Source organism: Phytobacter sp. V91, from assembly GCF_965644225.1.
In the GTDB taxonomy this organism is placed as follows: Bacteria; Pseudomonadota; Gammaproteobacteria; order Enterobacterales; family Enterobacteriaceae; genus CBFFRJ01.
This window is the reverse complement of the sequence record NZ_CBFFRJ010000044.1, coordinates 1-19,698: the sequence shown is the minus strand read 5'-3', so window position 1 is coordinate 19,698 and position 19,698 is coordinate 1. Positions and strand designations below refer to the sequence as shown.

General features: G+C 54.0%; 20 protein-coding genes. 1 reads left to right on the top strand and 19 read right to left on the bottom strand.

The window, feature by feature from the left end; genetic code table 11:
* Positions 1-124: 124 nt before the first annotated feature.
* The 10 genes from ACSZO4_RS11230 to ACSZO4_RS11185 all read right to left on the bottom strand — a co-directional run bounded on the left by ACSZO4_RS11230 (position 125) and on the right by ACSZO4_RS11185 (position 7,325).
* Positions 125-1,120, bottom strand: a complete 996-nt coding sequence (locus tag ACSZO4_RS11230; protein ID WP_437889005.1) for a hypothetical protein — start codon at positions 1,118-1,120, stop codon at positions 125-127.
* 21 nt (positions 1,121-1,141) lie between these two features.
* Positions 1,142-1,936, bottom strand: a complete 795-nt coding sequence (locus tag ACSZO4_RS11225) for a PP2C family protein-serine/threonine phosphatase (RefSeq protein WP_437889004.1) — start codon at positions 1,934-1,936, stop codon at positions 1,142-1,144.
* Positions 1,933-3,648 (bottom strand): type VI secretion system-associated FHA domain protein TagH, encoded by a 1,716-nt coding sequence (gene tagH / locus ACSZO4_RS11220; protein ID WP_437889003.1) that lies wholly within the window; start codon positions 3,646-3,648, stop codon positions 1,933-1,935. The genes ACSZO4_RS11225 and tagH overlap by 4 nt, the downstream gene beginning before the upstream one ends.
* 205 nt (positions 3,649-3,853) lie before the next feature.
* The gene (locus ACSZO4_RS11215) at positions 3,854-4,285 is read right to left on the bottom strand and encodes a hypothetical protein (RefSeq protein WP_437889002.1); all 432 of its coding nucleotides are present in this window, start codon (positions 4,283-4,285) and stop codon (positions 3,854-3,856) included.
* On the bottom strand, positions 4,282-4,779 hold the full coding sequence (locus tag ACSZO4_RS11210) for a hypothetical protein (protein ID WP_437889001.1): 498 nt from the start codon (positions 4,777-4,779) through the stop codon (positions 4,282-4,284). The genes ACSZO4_RS11215 and ACSZO4_RS11210 overlap by 4 nt, the downstream gene beginning before the upstream one ends.
* 30 nt (positions 4,780-4,809) lie before the next feature.
* Complete coding sequence (locus ACSZO4_RS11205) at positions 4,810-5,274, bottom strand: hypothetical protein (RefSeq protein ID WP_437889000.1); 465 nt, start codon at positions 5,272-5,274, stop codon at positions 4,810-4,812.
* 96 nt (positions 5,275-5,370) lie between these two features.
* The gene (locus ACSZO4_RS11200; RefSeq protein WP_437888999.1) at positions 5,371-5,853 is read right to left on the bottom strand and encodes an Hcp family type VI secretion system effector; all 483 of its coding nucleotides are present in this window, start codon (positions 5,851-5,853) and stop codon (positions 5,371-5,373) included.
* A 185-nt stretch (positions 5,854-6,038) separates the two neighbouring features.
* Complete coding sequence (locus tag ACSZO4_RS11195) at positions 6,039-6,398, bottom strand: T6SS amidase immunity protein Tai4 family protein (protein ID WP_437888998.1); 360 nt, start codon at positions 6,396-6,398, stop codon at positions 6,039-6,041.
* A gap of 19 nt (positions 6,399-6,417) precedes the next feature.
* Positions 6,418-6,912, bottom strand: a complete 495-nt coding sequence (locus ACSZO4_RS11190; protein ID WP_437888997.1) for a T6SS effector amidase Tae4 family protein — start codon at positions 6,910-6,912, stop codon at positions 6,418-6,420.
* A 2-nt stretch (positions 6,913-6,914) separates the two neighbouring features.
* Positions 6,915-7,325, bottom strand: a complete 411-nt coding sequence (locus ACSZO4_RS11185; RefSeq protein ID WP_437888996.1) for a Rap1a/Tai family immunity protein — start codon at positions 7,323-7,325, stop codon at positions 6,915-6,917.
* A 118-nt stretch (positions 7,326-7,443) separates the two neighbouring features.
* On the opposite strand from ACSZO4_RS11185, the gene ACSZO4_RS11180 reads away from it, so the two are divergent.
* Positions 7,444-7,656 carry a hypothetical protein gene (locus ACSZO4_RS11180; RefSeq protein WP_437888995.1) on the top strand — a complete coding sequence of 71 codons (213 nt, stop codon included), beginning with the start codon at positions 7,444-7,446 and terminating at the stop codon, positions 7,654-7,656.
* Positions 7,657-7,900: 244 nt separating this feature from the next.
* Here ACSZO4_RS11180 and tssC read toward each other — a convergent pair whose 3' ends face one another.
* From tssC to ACSZO4_RS11135, 9 genes are all read right to left on the bottom strand, one after another.
* Positions 7,901-9,400: a type VI secretion system contractile sheath large subunit gene (tssC, locus tag ACSZO4_RS11175; RefSeq protein WP_437888994.1), complete on the bottom strand. Its 1,500-nt coding sequence runs from the start codon at positions 9,398-9,400 to the stop codon at positions 7,901-7,903.
* Between the two features lie 3 nt (positions 9,401-9,403).
* Positions 9,404-9,928: a type VI secretion system contractile sheath small subunit gene (gene tssB / locus ACSZO4_RS11170; protein ID WP_437888993.1), complete on the bottom strand. Its 525-nt coding sequence runs from the start codon at positions 9,926-9,928 to the stop codon at positions 9,404-9,406.
* Between the two features lie 62 nt (positions 9,929-9,990).
* Complete coding sequence (gene tssA, locus ACSZO4_RS11165; RefSeq protein ID WP_437888992.1) at positions 9,991-10,986, bottom strand: type VI secretion system protein TssA; 996 nt, start codon at positions 10,984-10,986, stop codon at positions 9,991-9,993.
* A 12-nt stretch (positions 10,987-10,998) separates the two neighbouring features.
* The gene (gene tagF / locus ACSZO4_RS11160; protein WP_437888991.1) at positions 10,999-11,706 is read right to left on the bottom strand and encodes a type VI secretion system-associated protein TagF; all 708 of its coding nucleotides are present in this window, start codon (positions 11,704-11,706) and stop codon (positions 10,999-11,001) included.
* Between the two features lie 16 nt (positions 11,707-11,722).
* Positions 11,723-15,334 (bottom strand): type VI secretion system membrane subunit TssM, encoded by a 3,612-nt coding sequence (tssM, locus tag ACSZO4_RS11155; protein ID WP_437888990.1) that lies wholly within the window; start codon positions 15,332-15,334, stop codon positions 11,723-11,725.
* 2 nt (positions 15,335-15,336) lie between these two features.
* Complete coding sequence (locus ACSZO4_RS11150; protein WP_437888989.1) at positions 15,337-16,572, bottom strand: DotU family type VI secretion system protein; 1,236 nt, start codon at positions 16,570-16,572, stop codon at positions 15,337-15,339.
* A gap of 11 nt (positions 16,573-16,583) precedes the next feature.
* Positions 16,584-17,930, bottom strand: coding sequence for a type VI secretion system baseplate subunit TssK (tssK, locus tag ACSZO4_RS11145; RefSeq protein WP_437888988.1), 1,347 nt, complete (start codon positions 17,928-17,930; stop codon positions 16,584-16,586).
* Positions 17,931-17,954: 24 nt separating this feature from the next.
* Positions 17,955-18,461, bottom strand: coding sequence for a type VI secretion system lipoprotein TssJ (tssJ, locus tag ACSZO4_RS11140; RefSeq protein WP_437888987.1), 507 nt, complete (start codon positions 18,459-18,461; stop codon positions 17,955-17,957).
* Between the two features lie 25 nt (positions 18,462-18,486).
* Positions 18,487-18,981 carry an SH3 domain-containing protein gene (locus ACSZO4_RS11135; RefSeq protein WP_437888986.1) on the bottom strand — a complete coding sequence of 165 codons (495 nt, stop codon included), beginning with the start codon at positions 18,979-18,981 and terminating at the stop codon, positions 18,487-18,489.
* Positions 18,982-19,698: the final 717 nt, after the last annotated feature.

Sequence of the window (19,698 nt, the reverse complement as noted above, 5' to 3'; positions counted from 1 at the left end):
CCTCACCCCGACCCTCTCCCTCAAGGGAGAGGGAGAAAATAGGGGATCTCCTCACCCCGGTGCATAGAAGGAGAAAATCGGGGATCTCCTCACCCCGGTGGAGAGAGGGTTAGGGTGAAGGGTGTTAATTCACCGACGTATACTTACCCACCGCCGGATCGCGCAGCTGCGGGCGCAGGGCATCAATCAACACGATGTTGAGACGGATACCCGGTTCAAACCAGGGTGCCCAGACCTTACGCACTTCATCCAGGCGGGCGCGCAGGCGATTTTCATCACTGGCGAGCTCTCGTGAGACTTCGACGGCGATGGTGCCGTTAGCCTGCCAGGCATTCAGGCTGTCATCGTAAGGCAGCAGCATCCAGCTCTGGCCTGAGCCGCTTTCACTGGCCACCATCCGCTCGTTGTTAACGGTGGTGATAAGCAGCCTGTCGGCATCCACGCTACTGCTCAGGCCATTGACCGGGAAGCCATGAACAAAGGTCATGGTGACTTTCGTCTCGCGGCCATTGCTCAACTGGGTGACTTCGCTGCGCCCGTTCAGCCAGCCGCCTTTCTCGCATTTACCGTCTTCTTTGGCCGGAATGAACAACCCGCTGGTGCTGTTCCCCCCGTGCCAGAACGTGCGCAGATGGCAGCCGTCCTGCATGGTGAATTCCTGCCATGGCGTGCGGTTGGCCGCCGGCGATAAGCTCTCCGCCGGGGTATCCGGCAAGGTTAATGCCGGGCTGGTGGTTGCAGCTGTTGCTGCGGTTGCTGCGGCTGTCGCCGGAATAACCTCCGGCGCCCAGTCTTTGGCTTTTCGCGCTGTCCCTTGCGCCAGGGTGACATTTTGCCTGTCAGTCATCGTCCAGTTGACCTGGGCCAACGTGCCGCACTGGTTTTCCAGCAGCGCGCCGAGGCGGGGCATAAAGTTGTTCAGCACGCTCACTTTCTTGTCGCCATTGGCCACAATGCGCAGCGGTAACTCCCTGGTACACCAGCTTTTTGGCGAGTTATCCGCAATATTGTCGATCCAGATATCCAGTTTTTGCGAGGGGGATTGCACAATGCGATAGTTCTCTGCCTGGGCGCAGAAGCCCACCGCCAGAAGTGCCAAACCCGGAAGCCAACGTTTCATAAAAGTCCTTGTCAGTCTGTATCAATCACGAAGAGGGAGAAAAAGCGCCGCCTGATCCAGCGAGTGCAGCAGCGTCGTATCCTGAGGCGCACCGACCCAGACTGCGACGGCGCTGTAGTTATCCTGCTGGACGTCGCTGTCATCGTTATGACGTTGCAGGATTTGATTCATTAAGGTCAGCCACTCATCCGGGGTATTGACCATATGCAGCGACTGCTTCATCAGGTCCTCATTCACTCCGTGCCAGAAGCCGTCGGTGCAAAGTAAAAAAACGTCGCCATCCTCGATGGGCACCACGTCGCTGTAACTGGCTTCACGCTCGTCGTCACCCAGTCCCAGCGCAAAATAGAGTAAGTTGCTGTTGACGCCATCGGTCTGATGCCCGGCATCTTTCATCTGCTGAACCAGGCTGTGGTCGGTGGTGACGTGATAGAGCCAGCCCCGGCGAAACAGATACAGGCGGCTGTCTCCCGCATGCGCCCAGTAGGCCAGATGAAAATCCCGGTCGATAAACAGACTGACCAGCGTCGTGCCCATCCGCGCGTTATCCTGGCCAACTTTTTGTTCGCGACGAATGGCCTGGTTAGCGCCGTTCACATACTGGCGAATGGACTGCGCATTAAGATGTCTTTCGCCATTAAAGCCGGTGATGATGGCGTTGCGGGCCAGCGTCGCCGCCACGTCGCCGCCAGGCAGCCCGGCGATACCGTCGCATACCACAAAGCAGGCCGCACGCTCACCAATGGTTTCGCCCGTCTGATCCTGGTTGCTGGCACGCCCGCCCTGTCGGGAGATTGAGGCCGTGCTGATATTCATGATTCTTCCGATCCGCTTTGTGAGTCTTTGTACTGGTTAACTTCCATGTCGTAGGCGTGCAGGAAGGCTTCACCGAACAGAGTGTGGAAGTCATCATCGATTTCCCCTGCCGTTTCGCCGTAGCTGCGGACAAAGTAATCCCACAGGGCCGCTTTGCGACTGGAGAACATGCCAGGACGGGTGGTTGCGCCGTCACGCTTTGCCTCTTCTTCCAGCAGCTCCGGATTAAAAGACTGCAACATGGCGGCGATAATCGCGCGGATCCCGGAGATCATCCCCAACTGGTGCGCCTGAAGATCTATCAGCGCATCACGCACTGATTTTCTCGGCGGCATAAAGCCGGGCATCCGGTTGCCGTACATCTGCATCAGCACCGTTTTACCGGAAGGCAGCAGTTTGAACGGGTTATTGGCATCGTCGAGCACCATGGTCATATCCGCTTTGACGCCACGCTTGAGGATCGAGCGCGAAGAGAGCAATGCCACGGTTCCCTGCGAGAACATGCTCAGCATCTGCCCGAGCTGGCGCATGTTTTCCCGATCGAATTGCGGTGTCGGCTGCATATCGCCAAGCCCCATCCCCTCAAGCAGGGCATCAAGCAGCTCGCCTTTCAGCACATCGCCGCTGCCGCTTTCTGCAACGGGTGTGGTTTCGCTTTGTACCGGATCGATACGCAGACGCCCTTTTGGCGTTTGTGCGGCCGCGCGCTGCACCGTTTGCGGCGTGGGCAAGGTAATGGGGACATAGCCCTCAACGCCGTCGCTGGCCGTTGGCTCCTCCCCTCCTTGCTGTATCTCTGGCTCCGCTGCCGGTGCTGGTGCCGCCTCAGCGACAGGCTCAACCACCGGTGCGGGTGCAGGCGTGAGATCATCAGCATGCGTCAAAGGTACAGCGCCGCTGAGCAGACCAAGGGGATCGTCGCTACGGGTCTGAGACGTCCCGCTGCCGACGCCGCCAAACAGCGCCAGCGGGTCGAGCTCATCCTGGACAGGGGCCGTTTCATGCGCCGATTGCCCGCCGGGCGGCACCAGTGTTGACGGAGTTGGATCGGCAAAAATGCTGTCGTTTTTGAACAGTGCCTCGTCGTTGAATAACGTATCGGTATCCACTGAACGCGGGGCAATAACGGGATCATGCCCACCAAGCAATGCCAGCGGATCTTCCGGATTACGCTCAGGCGCAGCAGGCGCCGTAAAGGGGTTGCCTGCTGTCGCTTCCTGCGGCTTTGACCGGTTGCGGGAGATGCTGTCTGAAATCGAGAACTCCTGCATCAGGCTGTCCCAGATTTCGCTGGGCACGGCGGCGGGTGCGCTCTCATGTTGCTGCACGGGCGCCGGTTCCGGTTTCAGCCCGGCCTGCACGTTGGCGGCCATCCGGCTCACGGGCTGGGTATCGAGGATCAGGTCGCTGACTTCAATACGATATTCATCAATGCCAAGAATATCGCCATCCTGCAATTCCACCTGGCGGCCGCGTTCAAGGGGAATATCATTAAGCACCACGCGGGTGACGTTGCCACGGTTAGTAATGCGGCATTCGCCATTGCCGGCAATATGGACGATGGCCTGCAACCGGGAAATAGCCCGGTCATTATCTGGCAGCACCAGATTATTGTCGGTACCGCGCCCAATGGTGCCACCCGGCGGATAAAAATCGCAGCGGCTTTGCACAGGTTGATGACCGGGTTTATTGGTGACTATTGTGAATCGCATAGCGTATTCCTGCTGGAGTTATTAGCGTTCCGATAATTGAAATAATGGCTACCCAGGTGCTAAAGAAAATATGTATGCAATGACGCCAGGAGAACAAAGCCAGAATAATTAATAAAATAAAAAGCGCCAGTACAGTCAGTACGATTTAAAAAGAAGGAGTTTATGCCAAAACATATTTTAGTAATTGTCTTTGCGGGCAAAAACCTTACCTAACAGACAGACCAATATTCTTTAATAAATACAACATTAAAATATCAATGCAGAGTAACGTCAGCATAAAAAACTGGAGCAGACACATTCGGTGAAGCTTGAGCATCCATTCAATTTCTTTAGGCGGTAAAGTTTGCACAAATTCGTAAGCCTCTGGCTGGACACGACGTTCGCTGGTGTATTTCATATCAATATTTTTGTAGAGCCTGACGAACCATATTATCTTAAAGTAGCAAAACAAAGATCCAAAAAATGAAGAGAGGTTCGTTAAGGCATCTAAATCATAACCACGCTTACGATATTCTGAAATAATTTCAAGGTAGTTGCTTTCATGTTTTTTAAAAAATCTAACGGTGAAAATATTGATAGCAAGAGTGGCAAGAAAAAATATCACCATCAAACCAAGAAGAATATTTTCAGCGATCATAAAATTTTATCCATGAGAACTTCTGTACCATATGATGTAGCTTCACTTGCTGCATAAGCACCAACCGCAGCGCCAACAATTGCACATGCTAACGCCCCTGCACCTCCGGTTGCAACTCCCAAAGCAACACAAATCCCTGTTGCTATACCTGCACCGGCTTGCCCCCCCCACACGCCACCGGCAAGACTTGCTCCAAAAATGCTGTATTCTCTTACTGCGACTTTACTGCATTCATTTTCTCGTCCAGTAGTGCACGAGTTGTATACCTTATTGGTTGCATTGACTCCAGAGAAACCAATAGCAACCCACCCCCCCATTTTCATATATCTTGCAGACTTCGCAGCATTTTCTATCCACGTTGAATATCCCTTGATCGACCCAACTCCTGCACTTGTCCATTCGTGGGCAATAGCCCGACTAGAAAGACCCAAGACTCTTTTTAAGTTATTATTAGGCTCCAACCCTAATGTAAGTTTAGATATTTTTCCAAGCAATTTATTTAGTTCACTAAAAAGACGTTTTCTTTAAACAAAGAATTGCTCACTTAACAATGAACCCTGGGTTCTAAATTGATTTTGATATGATAACTCAATCGCTTTGAGCCTCTTGCCAATTTCCGAAAAGTATTTTTCACCACTATCACTTACAATACCTATCGATTTATCCATAAAGTTCGTAAATGCTGCAATCGTCTCAAAATTACGATGAAGGAAATTAGCTTCTTCATTGTTCAGACCATTCATCACTGTATTAACTTTCTCTTTCGCGCGATATAACCGCCCTAATATGACCTTATCATCTGAATTTGGGTCTGCAAGAATCAGAATCTGACCAGGTTTAAGCCAGGCGGTATCCTTATTGATGTTCATAAAATAACTAGCTTCTGCACTTGCTATATTATTAAACAATAGTCTGGCCTGAAAGTCCAATGTACCAGGCTGTTGAACAATACAAAAACCAGGTGCGATAAACTGATGTCCACTCATCATATTATTCCTGAGATCAGTTTTTATGCTTTATCGAGGTAATGAATTCAGGCCAGGGAATATTCCCTGGCCTGGGTGCGCGTCAGAAATTCAACACGATTACGCTTCTTTGTTCTCTTTAATATTCCAGCCAGCGCTGGTTTCTGCACCTTTACCACCGGCAGAGGATTGTTCCCAGTACTGTTGTTTCACTTTCGCGGCCTGGAATGCATAGGTGACGCCAACGGTATCACCGTTATCGGCACCGGTATATTGCACGGAAGTGACCAGCACTTCTTCCAGGGTAATACGGGCATATTCCACCTGTTGACCACCGGCTTTACAGACGGAAAGTTCCACTTTGGTTAAGTGTTTGCCGCTGGCGCAGTGTTTCAGAATGGCGGTCGTTGCTTTATCAATGAGTGCATTAATATGAAGGTCGTTGAAGTTGACTTTACCGGCACCGCCGCCACCGCCAACACTCATATTTCCGGGTTGTGATGCGCCCCATGAAAAGGAGGTGATATCCGTCCACCCGGTGTGGTTAGAATCTTTTGATTCACCCGTTACACCGTCGACCTTCAGAAACATATCAATAGCCATAATATCTACTCTTCGTGGTTGAAATTTAATGCTTTCGAAAAAGCACTTATATGGCAAACAGGAAAGCATGAGGCTAAAAATAATCAGCCATGTTTACCTCTGCCTGAGCCTGAATAACTTGCGCTATTCAGCATTCTTTGTTACCTGAACGATGCAGATAACAGGGAATTAATCAAAATGGATGATTATTTCTGACTGGCAATAAATATTTTATGAATACTTTCACTTTCGGCAATCAGCGTGCATTGAAGAACACGATACGAGCTGTTAACTGAACCGCCGACTTTCCGTTTCAGCTCAGTATCAATCACCACATCAGCTTTCTGAAACTCTTCTACCGGTAACTGGCTATATTCCAGCCATGCTGCGGCGCTGGCTTTAGCATCTTCAATCAACGCGTGATCCTGGGTGATTTTGCTGATACAGCGGCTTTGCACCCAGTTTTTGAATATCTGCTGCGGTGAAAAGGAAGAAACCTCAGGCAATGTGTGTGCAGAAATGGAGACAGATATACAAACCAACACTGCGAAAGACATTTTCTTCATTTCAGGAACCACACGATAATTAACTCAACTCCCAGAACCAGACTTCCTTGCAATCGAAATAGCAATTGCTGTTACATTGCAACATATTGTCCTTATCAGGTTCAAGCATATCAATATGCCCACCGCCATAATCCACAATCTGGTGAAAGTAAATCACGCCTTTGCGATTCTGTAACTTCAACGCTGCATCCTGTAAATCAGAATACAATTCCGCTTTGCCAAATACGTCCGGGCGGTAAAGCTGATCGGCCAGAAGTTTCGCCCCCGTTTCAATCTTCTTACCTTTATACGGCCCTGTTTTTATCGGCAACCGGCCCTGGAAGGTAATATTGCATTTCAGCAGTGCAAGGCTCATGCGCACTGCACATGTATTTTCATAGGCCGGATTCATTTTTAACATTTCATCCAGCGTGTAACCAATTTCCGGGTAGACATATTCGCTGTCAACAAATCCCTGGCGATAAGGATTTGAAGAGTAATGATGTTTTTTAAGCTGAGCATAGAGTGGCTTCATTATCAGGCTCCCTTCTTGCAGGAATGATATTGTGTCATCGCTTCAAGAATGAGCTTTGAAGCCCGCTCTTTTAAGCGCTCAGGAGGCAATTTTTGAAAGTAGCGATAAATAGCTTCGTGGGCGCTAAAAATTTTTATCGTCTGATAGTCGCACCAGCTTATTCCTTCCGTCGAATCAAGCACCCCCAACAGGTATAAATCTGCTTTCAGTCGCTCAGGGTTTTCTTCACCCGAAAGCCATGCTTTAAAAAATTTCTCGCCGCTTAAGTTAACATTGGTGGGCCAAAGCAGATTGGTATCTTTTGGGAATGTGCTGTTGGAAATAGATTCAGCTGACACGCTCAGCACGGGCGTCAACATGGTTACCAGGGTGATAACTAACAATAGTGATGAATGTCTGGCTCGCGTTTTCAATCGTATTCTCCTTAGCAATGAGCAATGCGGTAGAAGTGTTTCTTATCGCTGATTTATCCAGGCTCTTCACGTGCTACTATCTTTTCACTTTCTGACCTTGCAAATTTAAGGATTAAAAATGAAAAAAGCTCTCGCGCTGATAGTGGCATTTATTTTACTTTTTGCCGGCGTCTATACGCTCGTCGATATCCTGACCTCATTCTGGCTGGTTCTCAAGTATGAGTCATTTAATGCCTGGACGACCGGTGCAATAACAGGAAAAGTTTTGTTTCTTCTGGTGGTCAGCGGCCTGTTACTGCTTGTCCGTCGGATGTACAACAAACTTAAATAATGTTGATACGTCAGATTCCATTGCGTCTGTACGCATTAACATCAACAATATTGTTATAAACTTCATGGCAATTGCCAAAAATAAACCGGATTAGGGTCATATATTTTAGCTGCGGAGCCCCGAAGCATTACGAAAGAAGGTCTGGCGATCATCGTTATATCCCTGGTACTGTATTGAAAAATGATACATTCCCATTACCCGTTTTCAATTGACCGGGCGGTATTTCGCCACCCGGCACATGCCTTTATGCCTCTTTAGTTTTCAGCGACGGCAGTTTTGAGACCAGTCGCAGGGAGACGGTCAGCCCTTCGAGCTGGTAGTGCGGGCGCAGGAAGAATTTGGCCGTGTAGTAACCGGGGTTATCCTCGATTTCCTGCACCTGTACTTCGGCGGCGGCCAGCGGTTTACGCGCTTTGGTCTCCTGGGAGGAGTTTGCCGGGTCACCGTCCACGTAGTTCATCACCCAGTCATTCAGCCAGCGCTCCATCTCGTCGCGTTCGCGGAAGGAGCCAATCTTGTCGCGCACAATGCACTTCAGATAGTGGGCAAAACGGCAGCAGGCGAAGAGATACGGCAGACGTGAAGCCAGACGCGCGTTAGCGGTGGCGTCCGCGTCAAGATACTCGGTCGGTTTTTGCAGCGACTGCGCGCCAATAAAGGCCGCGAAGTCAGAGTTTTTACGGTGGATCAGCGGCATAAAGCCATTTTTTGCCAGTTCGGCTTCGCGACGGTCGCTGATGGCGATCTCCGTCGGGCACTTCATGTCCACGCCGCCATCGTCGCTGGGGAAGGTATGGCACGGCAGATTTTCAACCGCCCCGCCCGATTCCACGCCGCGAATGGAGGTGCACCAGCCAAACTCTTTAAAAGAGCGATTGATATTGGTCGCCATCGCATAGGCCGCATTCGCCCATGCGTAGTTGCTGTGGTTGGCGCCATCGGTCTCTTCTTCAAAGTCGAAGCTGTCCACCGGGTTGGTGCGAATGCCATACGGCAGGCGAGAGAGAAAACGTGGCATCACCAGCCCAAGGTAGCGGGCATCTTCCGATTCGCGCAGCGAACGCCATGCGGCATATTCGGTGTTCTGGAAGATTTTGGTCAGATCGCGCGGGTTCGCCAGCTCCTGCCAGGACTCCATCTGCATCACGCTCGGCGCGGTACCGGTGATAAACGGGCAGTGTGCCGCAGCGCCAATGCGCGCCATTTCCCCAAGCAGCTCCACATCCTGCGGGCTGTGGTCGAAGTAGTAGTCCCCCACCAGGCAACCGAAGGGTTCGCCGCCGAACTGGCCGTACTCTTCTTCGTAGATTTTTTTGAAGATCGGGCTTTGATCCCAGCCAACGCCTTTGTAGCGTTTCAGCATCCGCCCCAGCTCCGGCTTCGAAATGCTCATAAAACGAATTTTCAGCATTTCGTCGGTTTCGGTGTTATTGACCAGATAGTTCAGGCCGCGCCAGGCGCTTTCCAGCTTTTGAAATTCGTCATGATGCAGAATTTCGTTAATCTGCTGGGAGAGTTTTTCATCGATCCCGGCAATCAGATTCTGGATGGTCCGGTATGTGTCCGAGGAGAAGGTTAGGGTGTTCGCCAGCGCCTGCTGGGCCAGGGTCTGTACCGCAGTTTCAACGGCGGAACGCGCCTGTTCCGTTTTTGGGCGGAACTCTTTATTCAGCAGGGCGCTGAATTCATCCTGGCTGAAGACCGCTTCACGCTGTAGATCTTGCTGTTGGGTTGGATTGCTCATGATTTACTCCTCTTTACCCTGTTCACCCTCGCGGGTCTCAGGCAACTGGCTCAGGGATTTCAGCAATGTCGGATCTTTGAGAATTTTGGCAATCAGCTCCTCTGCGCCGTTCTTGCCGTCCATATAGGTCAGCAGATTGGAGAGCTGCGTGCGGGCCTCCAGCAGAGCATTGAGCGGTTCGACCTTGCGGGCCACCGCATCCGGGAGGAAATCCTCCATGCTGTCGAAAGTCAGATCGACATTCAGCTTGCCCTCGCCGGTCAGGGTGTTATCCACCTGCAATGCCACCCGGGGTTTTAGCGCTTTCATGCGCTCATCGAAGTTGTCCACGTCGATGTCGAGGAATTTGCGCTCATCAACCGACGGCAGATTATCAACCGGTTTACCCACCAGATCCGCCATCACCCCCATCACAAAGGGAAGCTGGATTTTGCGCTCCGCGCCATATACTTCCACGTCGTATTCAATCTGTACGCGTGGCGCGCGGTTACGCGCGATAAACTTTTGTCCACTGTTACTCGTTGCCATGATGTTCTCCATCGAAGATGCGCGGTGACGCTATCGGGGCTGATGCACCCGGTTGTCAAAGGTTATGAGTGATGCCCAAAAATGTTTTCCAGTTGCTGTACGCCATCCGGGGCAAGGTCGCGAATAATCGCCATAAAATCCTGTTCAATCAGCCGCTGAACCCGGTCAATCATCAACGGCGCGGGGTGGCTGGGTTCGTGTTGTGAGAAGTAGTACTTCACCTTTTCCAGCATCAACTGAGCGTCCGCCCGGCTGGTTATCTCAAGATGCCGCCAGTCCCCCTGCTGAGGTGCCTGCGGGGCTGGTTGCACTGGCGTGTCTGAGCCTGCCGGTTGCGTCGCGGCGTCCTGAAGGGGGCGGGCGGCGTGGTTGATGATGGTCGCGGTTTTCAGCAGTTGTTCCATTTCAGGTGCCCCACTTTCGCTCAGTTTTTCCACCAGCCAGCTGCGGATGGTGTGCAGACGCCCTTCGATTTGCCGCATGATGCCAGCCCCGTCCTGCGCGGCGCGTGCCAGCTCATCCACCAGACGCGCCCGGCCGCCCGGGAAACCCGCACACTCTGTTTTGCTGCCATCGAGCAGCGCCTGGGCATCGCGAACGCTCAGCTCATCGCCGTTGCTGCGCAGCAATATGCTCTGGCGCAGGGTGGCGGTGAGCGCAGATTTGTCCCCTAGCCCCGCCAGCGCATTAATCCGGTAAAAAGGATCGTGCTCGCCGTTTTCCGTCAGCGCCGGCCAGAGATCATCCCAGTAAAGCGCCAGCGCCTGGCCGATAAGTGAGAGCCCGTTGGCGTAGCCCTCCAGCCCCTGACGACGCGTCCAGGCATGGGTCAGGGCCACCATCACCCGCAGATCTTTGGTTCGGGTCAGCAGTGTGCAGGCCAGCTTCTCAACCCGGTTCCAGTCCGCAGGTTCAGCCGGAATAATGGTGCTGCCAAACTGCTGCTCGGCTTTACCCTGGCTTGCCTGCTCCAGCGCCTGGAATTCAGCGTCATATTCCAGATTTTCGCCGCAGGGCAACGCCGGGGTCACCGGCGCGAGTAAGGTTTCAAGTGTCATCTTCAGGCTCACTTATTCAAACATCGGCGGGTATAAGCCATGACGGCCCGGTCGCGCGCCCCCGGCCGGATCGAACAACAACGTAAACAACTGGCCGGTAAAATTACCGCTGTGCACATGGGTATAGAGCGGATAACCGTCGCAGCGATTGGTCCACCAGAAGCTGGTCTGCCGCTGCGGGTCGAAGCACTCTGCGGCCTGTCTCCAGCCCAGCGTCGATTCCCTGTCGCCTTCATACCCGAGCACGTCCAGAATTTCTGAGCGACTTTCCGGCTCCACCGGTTGTAGCGCGACAATCGACAGCAGAGCCTGGTCGAGCTGTTCGGGGGAGTAGCTATTTTTTACCCCATGCAGCAGCGTGCGCCCCAGTTGCTGATACCAGTCGCCGGACTGCGCAAGTTGACGCGGCGACCACTCCAGCGGCGTTATCGCCAGCAGAGCGCACACCGGGTACTGACGCCCGACGCTGTCGCGACCGGGCAATAAACAGCCCATCTGCACCTGCTGCCCACCGAGCATCGGCGGCACCACAAAATTCCACACCGGCGCGTTGCCAAACTTTCGCTCCGGCGCACTGTCCAGCTCTTTCTGCCAGTTCAGCAGCCCCAGTTGAAACCAGTGGGACCACTGACGTTGCAGGGCATCAGGGAAGCGGCGCTGGAGGAAATCACCGGCACTGGGTAATTTTCCATACCAGCTTAAAGCGGGGATTGTTGTCATTCGGCTTTCCTTGCAGTTAAGGACACGCGAAACGCGGAAGCTGAAACGGGTTGCGAATGCTGCCAGGGATAAATTCCAGAGTCACCTGATGACCATCGACATTGAATGTGGCCTGCCGCGCCAGGTTGCTGCTGCCGGCACTCACCCGCGCTTTGTCGACAAAGCGGTTCAGTGCCCAGGCGCCGTTACTAACCAGCGTCGAGGTGGTGCCGTTGGTCAGCCCCAGCTGCATGCGCACCTGATTAGTGCCCCCTGGCCCTGGCCAGTTGATCACCTGCACCGCCTGCGGCCCGTGGCTGTAACGCAGAATTTGCCCGTCCACATCGAGGGTTAAGTTGAGGATCGCGTTATCCATCTGCACGGTGCGCACGGTGGTGCGAAATGACGGCGTGGTGCTGCCGTTGGCAAAGAAGGCATCGCTGATGGATTGCGCCTGCTGGAAAGGGGCCAGCAACCCTTCGCTGCCGGGTAACGTTTTACCGTCGATCCCCGGTGTAAAGCGCCAGGGTGACTGGGTGGTGTCCACTTTACTGGTCAGATTGTCGCGGAAGAAGCTGTCCATTAATCCCGTACCCGGCGCAAACATGCGGGCCAGATCGTCCGGCGTCACTTCACTGCTCGCAGAGCGCACCAGCGGATAACGCCCGGCGATAGCCTGACGGCAAAAACTCCCCACTTCCACGCTGATGCGCTTGCGAACATTGTCCAGCTCCCGGCGCTGCGTATCGCTGCTTGCCCCCACCGCCATGTTGCTGAACATGGATTGCAGCCCGCCCGGTAAGCGCCCGGCGCTGGCCTGCAAACGACTTATCGCGTCGCTGCCCGGAGGCGGCATCCCGCTGTTGGCGGCATCCTGAACCGCCGTCAGATAGCGATAAAGCTCATCCACCGCTTTAAGAAAGTCATCAATCATCAGCGCTTTACCGCCTTTTTCCAGCGGTTGCGCCAGATCGATAATCGGGGCGTAATGTTCGGTGACCCGCTGTTCCGGCGACTGATTAGCGGCCACCGTCGGCGCGGCGCCTGACGCATCATGCCCGCCAAAGAGCGCATCCAGCGTCCGGCTGGTGGCGCTGGTTTCAGGCGCTTTTTTCTCCCCCTCCTGCGGCAGATCGCGAGTCAGCGTCAGTACCTGACTAAGGTTAACCACCAGCTGGCGTAGCGGTGAGGTATTGCCGGAAAGCAGACGCGCGGTGTTGATGCGCTGGGTCAGGCTGGCGCTGTTGTTAAGCTGGATATCGCCTAAAAAGGCATCCCACTTGCGGATAAAGTCGCTGGCGTAAAGCTGGCGCACGGCGTTATCGGTCTCCTGCGACGCCTGGGAAAGCGAGCTGCCCAGCACCCACTGGTCATCGCTATGCAGGGCTTTCGTCACCGGGCCGATTTGTGCGTCAACATGCTGCCAGTAACCGTCCGGAGTAAAGAGTCCGGGAACGCCGTCACTCAGTGAGGCGCCGCTTTTACGTGAGAACACCAGTTCGCTTTGCGGCCCGCCCAGGCTGGCCAGCGACACCGGTTTAAGATTTTCATCCACCGAAAGCAGGCGTTTCAGACGACCATAGACACGGGCCGCCAGCGGTTGCTGGTTGATAAGCGCCTGTTCGCGGGCCACCAGCGCTTCATCTTTGGCATAAGGTGACGACTGGATTTGGGTTTCCAGAAGCTGCGTCAGATGCCATGCCATCCGCTGCAGTTGCGCTTTGGTCATGTTCGGCGGCAGATTGCGCGCCAGGTTTAACATCACCCACGCATGGAGGAATTTGCCGTCGTAATGCTGCGGCTGGTAGAGCATCTGATAAGCTTTCAACGCCTCGTAGCTGTATTCCACGTCCCGGCCATCATCGCTGCGCAGCCACTGGGTAATGCGGGTTGCCACATCCGGCAAAAGCAGTTGTTGCAGGGCTTTCTGATACAAAGTCTGTGAGGCATCAGCCACATCATCGCCCCGGTACAATCCCATCCGGCGGGTTAGCGGGGGCTGGTTAACATCAAAGTGTTCACTGCGCGGCAGTGCGCTAAGGCTGTCGAGCAGCGGCAGCAGTGCGAAGATATCCCCCTGCGGGCGATTGCGCAGGGCTTTTACCTGCCCGCTGATGCCAGGCACTTTGGCGTCCACTTCGGCAAGATAATCCCGGTTGTTGCCGTAGCTGGTGAGCCAGAGTCCGCCCATCACCACAAGCAACGCCAGCAGTGCGGCATAGCCCGCCCAGATAACCGCCCGGTTACGCATTTCCCACCAGCGGTTTTGCCCGGCTATTCCGGCTTCCTGGAAAATGACGTTTTGCAGTAAGTTCTTAATAAAGTAGCTTTGACCTTTGTTGCCCGGCACGGGATCGTTTTTACTCACCGTGTCCCAGTTATCGCCGTCGTTAGCCTGCGGCAGAGATAATGAACGGGCCAGCTCGCCCATCACCCGGTCAAAAGGCCGCCCTTCCTGGGTGCCGCTGGCCAGATAGATACCGCGCGGGGAAAACGCCGTCTCAAAGTCAGAGTGGGCAAACAGCGTTTGCAGATAGTCGGCAAGCAGCGGCCGCAGGGCGGCAAATTCTTGCGGAAAGAGATAACACTCAGCCCTGGCCAGCGCATCGCTCTCTTTGAGCAGGATATCCGGCAGGGCTGCATCGAGGCGCTGTTGCAGCAGGGCGAACTCCTGCATAAAGCGACCATGGAGATCAAATCCGGCCTGTTTGCTCTCCTCCCAGGGGAAGGTGAAGCCCCAGATCTGATCCCGCTGGGCTTTATCAAACCCGGCGAACCACGGGCGAAAGCCTTTGAGCAGATCCGCTTTCGTGACCAGTACGTAGACCGGAAAGCGGATGCCCAGTTGTTCATGCAGTTCGGTTAAGCGCTGACGCAGGTTTTGCGCCTGCTCGCGGGAAGCTTCGGCCGACTGGGTCAGCAGATCCGTGATGCTGACGGTAACGATCACCCCGTTTATGGGCTGGCGACGACGGTATTTTTGCAGCAGGCCAAGAAATTTCAGCCATTCACCGGCGTCCTGGGCCTGTTCGCTTTGCTGGGTGGTGTAGCGCCCGGCGGTGTCGAGTAATACCGCTTCATTGGTAAACCACCAGTCGCAGTCGCGGGTGCCGCCGATGCCTCGCAGCGCCGTCTTACCAAATTTGTCCGCCAGCGGAAATTGCAGTCCGGAATTCACCAGCGCCGTGGTTTTCCCCGCCCCCGGCGCGCCAATCATCACATACCATGGCAGTTGATACAGATACTGGGTGCCAAAGCGTTGCGTCCATTGCCCGCCGCGCTGTCCCGACTGGTTAAAGTGGGCCTTTTTAAGGATCTGCGACGCCTCTTCAAACCTGTCGTTTAAAATCTGTTCTTCATTATTCAGCCGCTGATTGTTTGATGGCTGGGCTGCCGCGTTGTCGCTTTTCAGGTTATCCATCAGCTTGCGGTTGAGCCAGGCATTGTACAGCCGCGGCACAATGTGACTTTGCATCCAGATGAAGTACATCACGGCGATGGTAATGATGCGGTTTTGTTCCGACTCCAGCGGGCGGGAGTCAACGACAGAGAGCAGCGGGCCTATCATCCAGATAACCGCGGCTAACGCCGTCATGCCAAGAAAACCCCACAAAATGCGGTTAGTCAGAATAGAAAGCAGTCTCATCATCCTTAGTTTCCCTGTGGCAATCCGTTCAGTTCGTTTGCCGTGTTGTCCGGCGAGACCAGCAACGTTATTTCCACCCGGCGGTTGCGGGCGCGATCTTCTGCCGTATTGTTCGGCGCAACGGGGTTCATCTCCCCTCGCCCTTCGGCTTTAACCCGCGCCGGTTGTGCGAGCTGTTTTTGCAGCAGTGATTGCACGGAACGGGCGCGCTCCAGCGACAGCTCGTAGTTTGAGGCAAAACGCGCGCTGCGGATGGGGACGTTATCGCTGTAGCCAACCACCAGTATTTTGCCACTGACGCTGTCCATCGCCTGCGCCACCCGGTCGATGACCGGGGCATAGGAGTCGCGGGCCACGGTGGAACCTGAAGCAAAGAGGCCGTCACCTTTTAAGGTCACCACGCTGCGATCCGCGCCATCGCGAACAGCCACCAGACCGGCGCTGATTTCCGGTTTGAGGAATTCACGCAAATTGAGCACCGGGGGTAATGCAGGAGCGGGTTGCGCGATGGTGGTTTCCGGTAACGTTGTCTGATAAATCTTCGCCAGCACCGGGCTGGTGCCGTCGCCCAGTCGCCAGTTAAGGGCGATGTAGAACAGGCAGGCGAGAAACCCGGCCAGCGCGACGCAGGCCCACAGCGGGATCACCGGACGCCAGAGTTTGCGCAGTACCGGCCTGTCTTCCGGGTGCGGCGACAGCGGCGGCGGATAGTTGCCCCGCACGCCGCGGATCATCTGCCAGAGACGCTGTTTGATGGTCTCCAGCTGCGTGCGTCCGTTATCCATGACCCGATAACGCCCTTCAAACCCCAACAGCAGGCAGTAATTGATCAGTTCCAGCAGTACCAGGTGCTCACGCGGGTTTTGAGAAAGCCGGGCGAGCAGCTGAAAGAATTTCTCGCCGCCCCAGGTTTCGTTGTGAAACGTCACCAAAAGGCCGCTACCTGACCAGACGCCGCGACTGCCCCAGGGAGTCAATGCGGCCGCTTCGTCCAGCGCGGTACACAGGCAGTAACGGGCTCCGACGATCACTTCGTAAGTCAGGCCCGATTGCTGACAGCGCACTTCGAAGCGGCGAATTTCGTCGATCAACTGCTGACGCAATCCCGCCTGATCATTATGGGAAACCGAGTGGCGGATCTGTGGGATGGCGTTGAGTAGCGGGTTCGCGGCAACCACCAGCGGATTCTGACCACCTGCGGCTGCGGTGGCGTCACTGCCATTGAAAGTCTGTTCCTGCATATCTGCGCTCGCTATTGTTCACTCTGTTGACGGATGGCCCAAAACTCCATGTTTAACCCCGGAAACTCACCGGCCAGATGCAGCGCGAATGCCCCTGATTTTTCCATCTCGCCCCATAGCTCCCCGCCCTTTTCAAGCTCGAAATAGTTGTAGCCCGCATGCCAGGGGATTTGCGGCGGCGCCACTGGCATGGCGCGCAGCACCATTCCGGGCAGTTGCAGTTGTACCAGGTCGCGTATTTTGCTGACCGGGGCGACCTTCATTTGCGCCGGGAAGTGGGTTTGTAGCACCTCGCCTGGGACACTGGCTTTAACCGCCAGCACAAAGCCGAACTCGCGGGCCATACTGGTCGTCGGCAAAGTGGCAACGTTGAGGCCGTGGGTGCGTTCCGTAAGCGGTAGCTGGATGGCATGTTCTTCCATCACCAGCGACAGTCCCTGTCGCAGCATCATCACCAGCCGGGCAAAACACTCGGCCAGATTGTCATGGTCGTAGACGGGCAACACATCCTGAGGCGCGCGGGCCGCCGTCCAGGTTGACAGCTCAGTGGCAAAGGAGAGCCACTCGCGCCAGAGATCTTCCGGGTGCAGCAGCGGCAGCGTTTTCTGATGGGCAATCAGTCCAACATGGTGGTTAATCAATGCCAGTAGCGAAAACTCCACCATCTCTGAGGTATTAAAGCGCCCGGGCTGGCGCAGACGCTGGGCCAGTTGCTGGCTGCGTTGCACCAGCAGGCTTTGCAGGTCATTCATCATGGCGTACAGCGATGGATGATTGGTGGCATTGAGCATCGGCGGAATGTAGCTGCCATCCTGACGAAGATGGTTATCATTGCGTTTTTCAAGCACCTGCGCCACGCCCATCGCGGTCCACTCGGCGCTGAGATCTTTTTCCAGCATCAGTTTCAGGCGCAAGCGGCCAAACTGGAGTGCGGCCGGGCCAATCGACATGGCGTTGTCGTCATCCACCTCCTGCTCAAAGGTGACGTAGCGCGCCAGTGAGTCTTTCTCTTCACTGAAAATCACCTCATCACGCCCGCCCCGCCGGGCCGGAAGCGCAAGCACCACCCGCTCATGGGTAAGATTGTCCGGGAGAGCCAGTGGCGTCGGCGCATAGCGTGGATCGTGAAAAGAGAAAAACGTGCCGTCCGGCAACAGTCCGCTGGCGTAACTCAGAGCAATACTGCCCTGGCGCAGCATCGCCTCATCGAGTTCGAGATCGAGAAACCCCCACAGGTAAGGACGCTGGAGCATCCCCCACTCCCGGATATGGTTTTCGAGGTGGCTTTCAGCACGCTGGAAGTGATGAGGACGCAGAAACATACCTTCAGTCCAGACGACCTTTTCTGCTTTGTTCATTCTTTTTTCCTGTTGAAACTGGCGCTATCTGGAAACGACGCGAACACCGTTTACGTCGAGGATAATGTCGGCTTCAAGCGTGTCTGCCGACGATTTCCAGAACATGTAAAAAGGGGTTTCGCCCTGCACGGGAAGTGGGATCGAGATACGCCATTTTTTGCCATCCAGCGCCTGATATTCCGCCATTACGCCAAAGTAGCGCGCCTCGGCAGGCGTCTGCCCGCTCAGGGTTTTGGTCAGTTGTCCGGGCATCAGGAAAAAGGCATCACTGTTGAGCAGATTGGCGCCTGCCACACTTTCCGCGTTGTTTTGTAGCGACCAGAAATCCGCCGACATAAAGGCAGCGTCAGATTTCAACAGCAGAACCCTGACCTTAAGCGGCGCAGATCCGTTAACCTGTGGATTCGCCCGAAAGTGAAGGGAGTAGCCGGTTGGTACGCTATGTGGAGTCGATTTACAACCGCTGACCAGGGTGGTCAGCGCAAGGAAAAACGCCAGTAAGCTCTGGCGTATAAGCCTAGGATTGTTCATATTTGTCATCGCTTTTAATGGCGAATTAATCAAGTATCCAGGTGCCTGATGTTTTGTTTTTACAGGCTTTGCTGCTGCCGTCGACGTTTACGCACGTCTGTTTCTGCCGGGGCTTGAGGCGCGGCGTCTGTTTACGTACGGTCTCTTCGTACAATGCGCTTTTCACCACCGCACGCATCGGGACATAACCGATCAACTCTTCCTGTCCCTCTTCTGCCAGTGCCATCCAGAAGTGCTCCACCTGTCCCAGCACCACGTAGGTTTTGCCGTTTTCCAGCTGGCGAACCAGTTTTCCGCCGTAGTCCGGCTGACTCATCAGCGAGGCCGGATAGAGTGCGCGGTAGTTTTCGTTAATCGGCGTGAATTCTGTTGGCGCTTTTACGGCATAACGGTGCGTTAAGGTCACGCCATTTACTTCACTGGTCACCAGGGTGTCATCCGTAGGCGCTGGCGGGGGCGGAGCTTTACAGGCGGAGAGCGCAAAGACAAAAAGAAGTGCTAATACATTTCGCATTTTCATAAGCGTATTTTTCCATTGCAAATATATTACTGTGTGGATTTGGAACGTTCAGGAAAGAAGTGTTTCAATCATTCAAAATCATCCCACCCATTATCATGCAGTCTCCCTAAAGTATTAATTTTGGGCATAGCTACCGCACGAGCCGATGCACAAGCATGGCAGCAATCAACATGACCTTAATATCCGGCGAGACGTAATATTACAGACCAGATTATTCAATTCAATATGATCTCCGACCACTTGAAAAATGAATAATCGATTTTTTATCAATTTAAGATAATTCTCAACAAAGAATTTAACCTAAAGACAAAAAGTGATTCAGAGCACTAAACAAAGTGCAACAATCACGCATGTAAATTATATACGGCACTGAATTTAAACGCTTTTATACAAATCCTATTGTAGTAGCAGATAATTACTATCGTGTATTAGGAATCATCCTAAATACCTTAATATGGTTGATTTACTCTAAATAATAGTAGTTTCCAGCGCACATCACCTGCGAGAACAGCGCTGCATGCGTGATTATCCATGAGGTAAAAAGTTATTAGCCTGAAATATCCCATCCGTGAGCGGATGAACATCTGCCATTTTGCATCCGGAATTATTTGCGAGAATTTTAACCAATTTAACCCACGCTTAGTAAGTATCCTCCGGCAGAGCCGGAGGCTTTAGGGTGAGCGCCTCAAAGGCGCCGACAAACCATGAGCCGCCCAA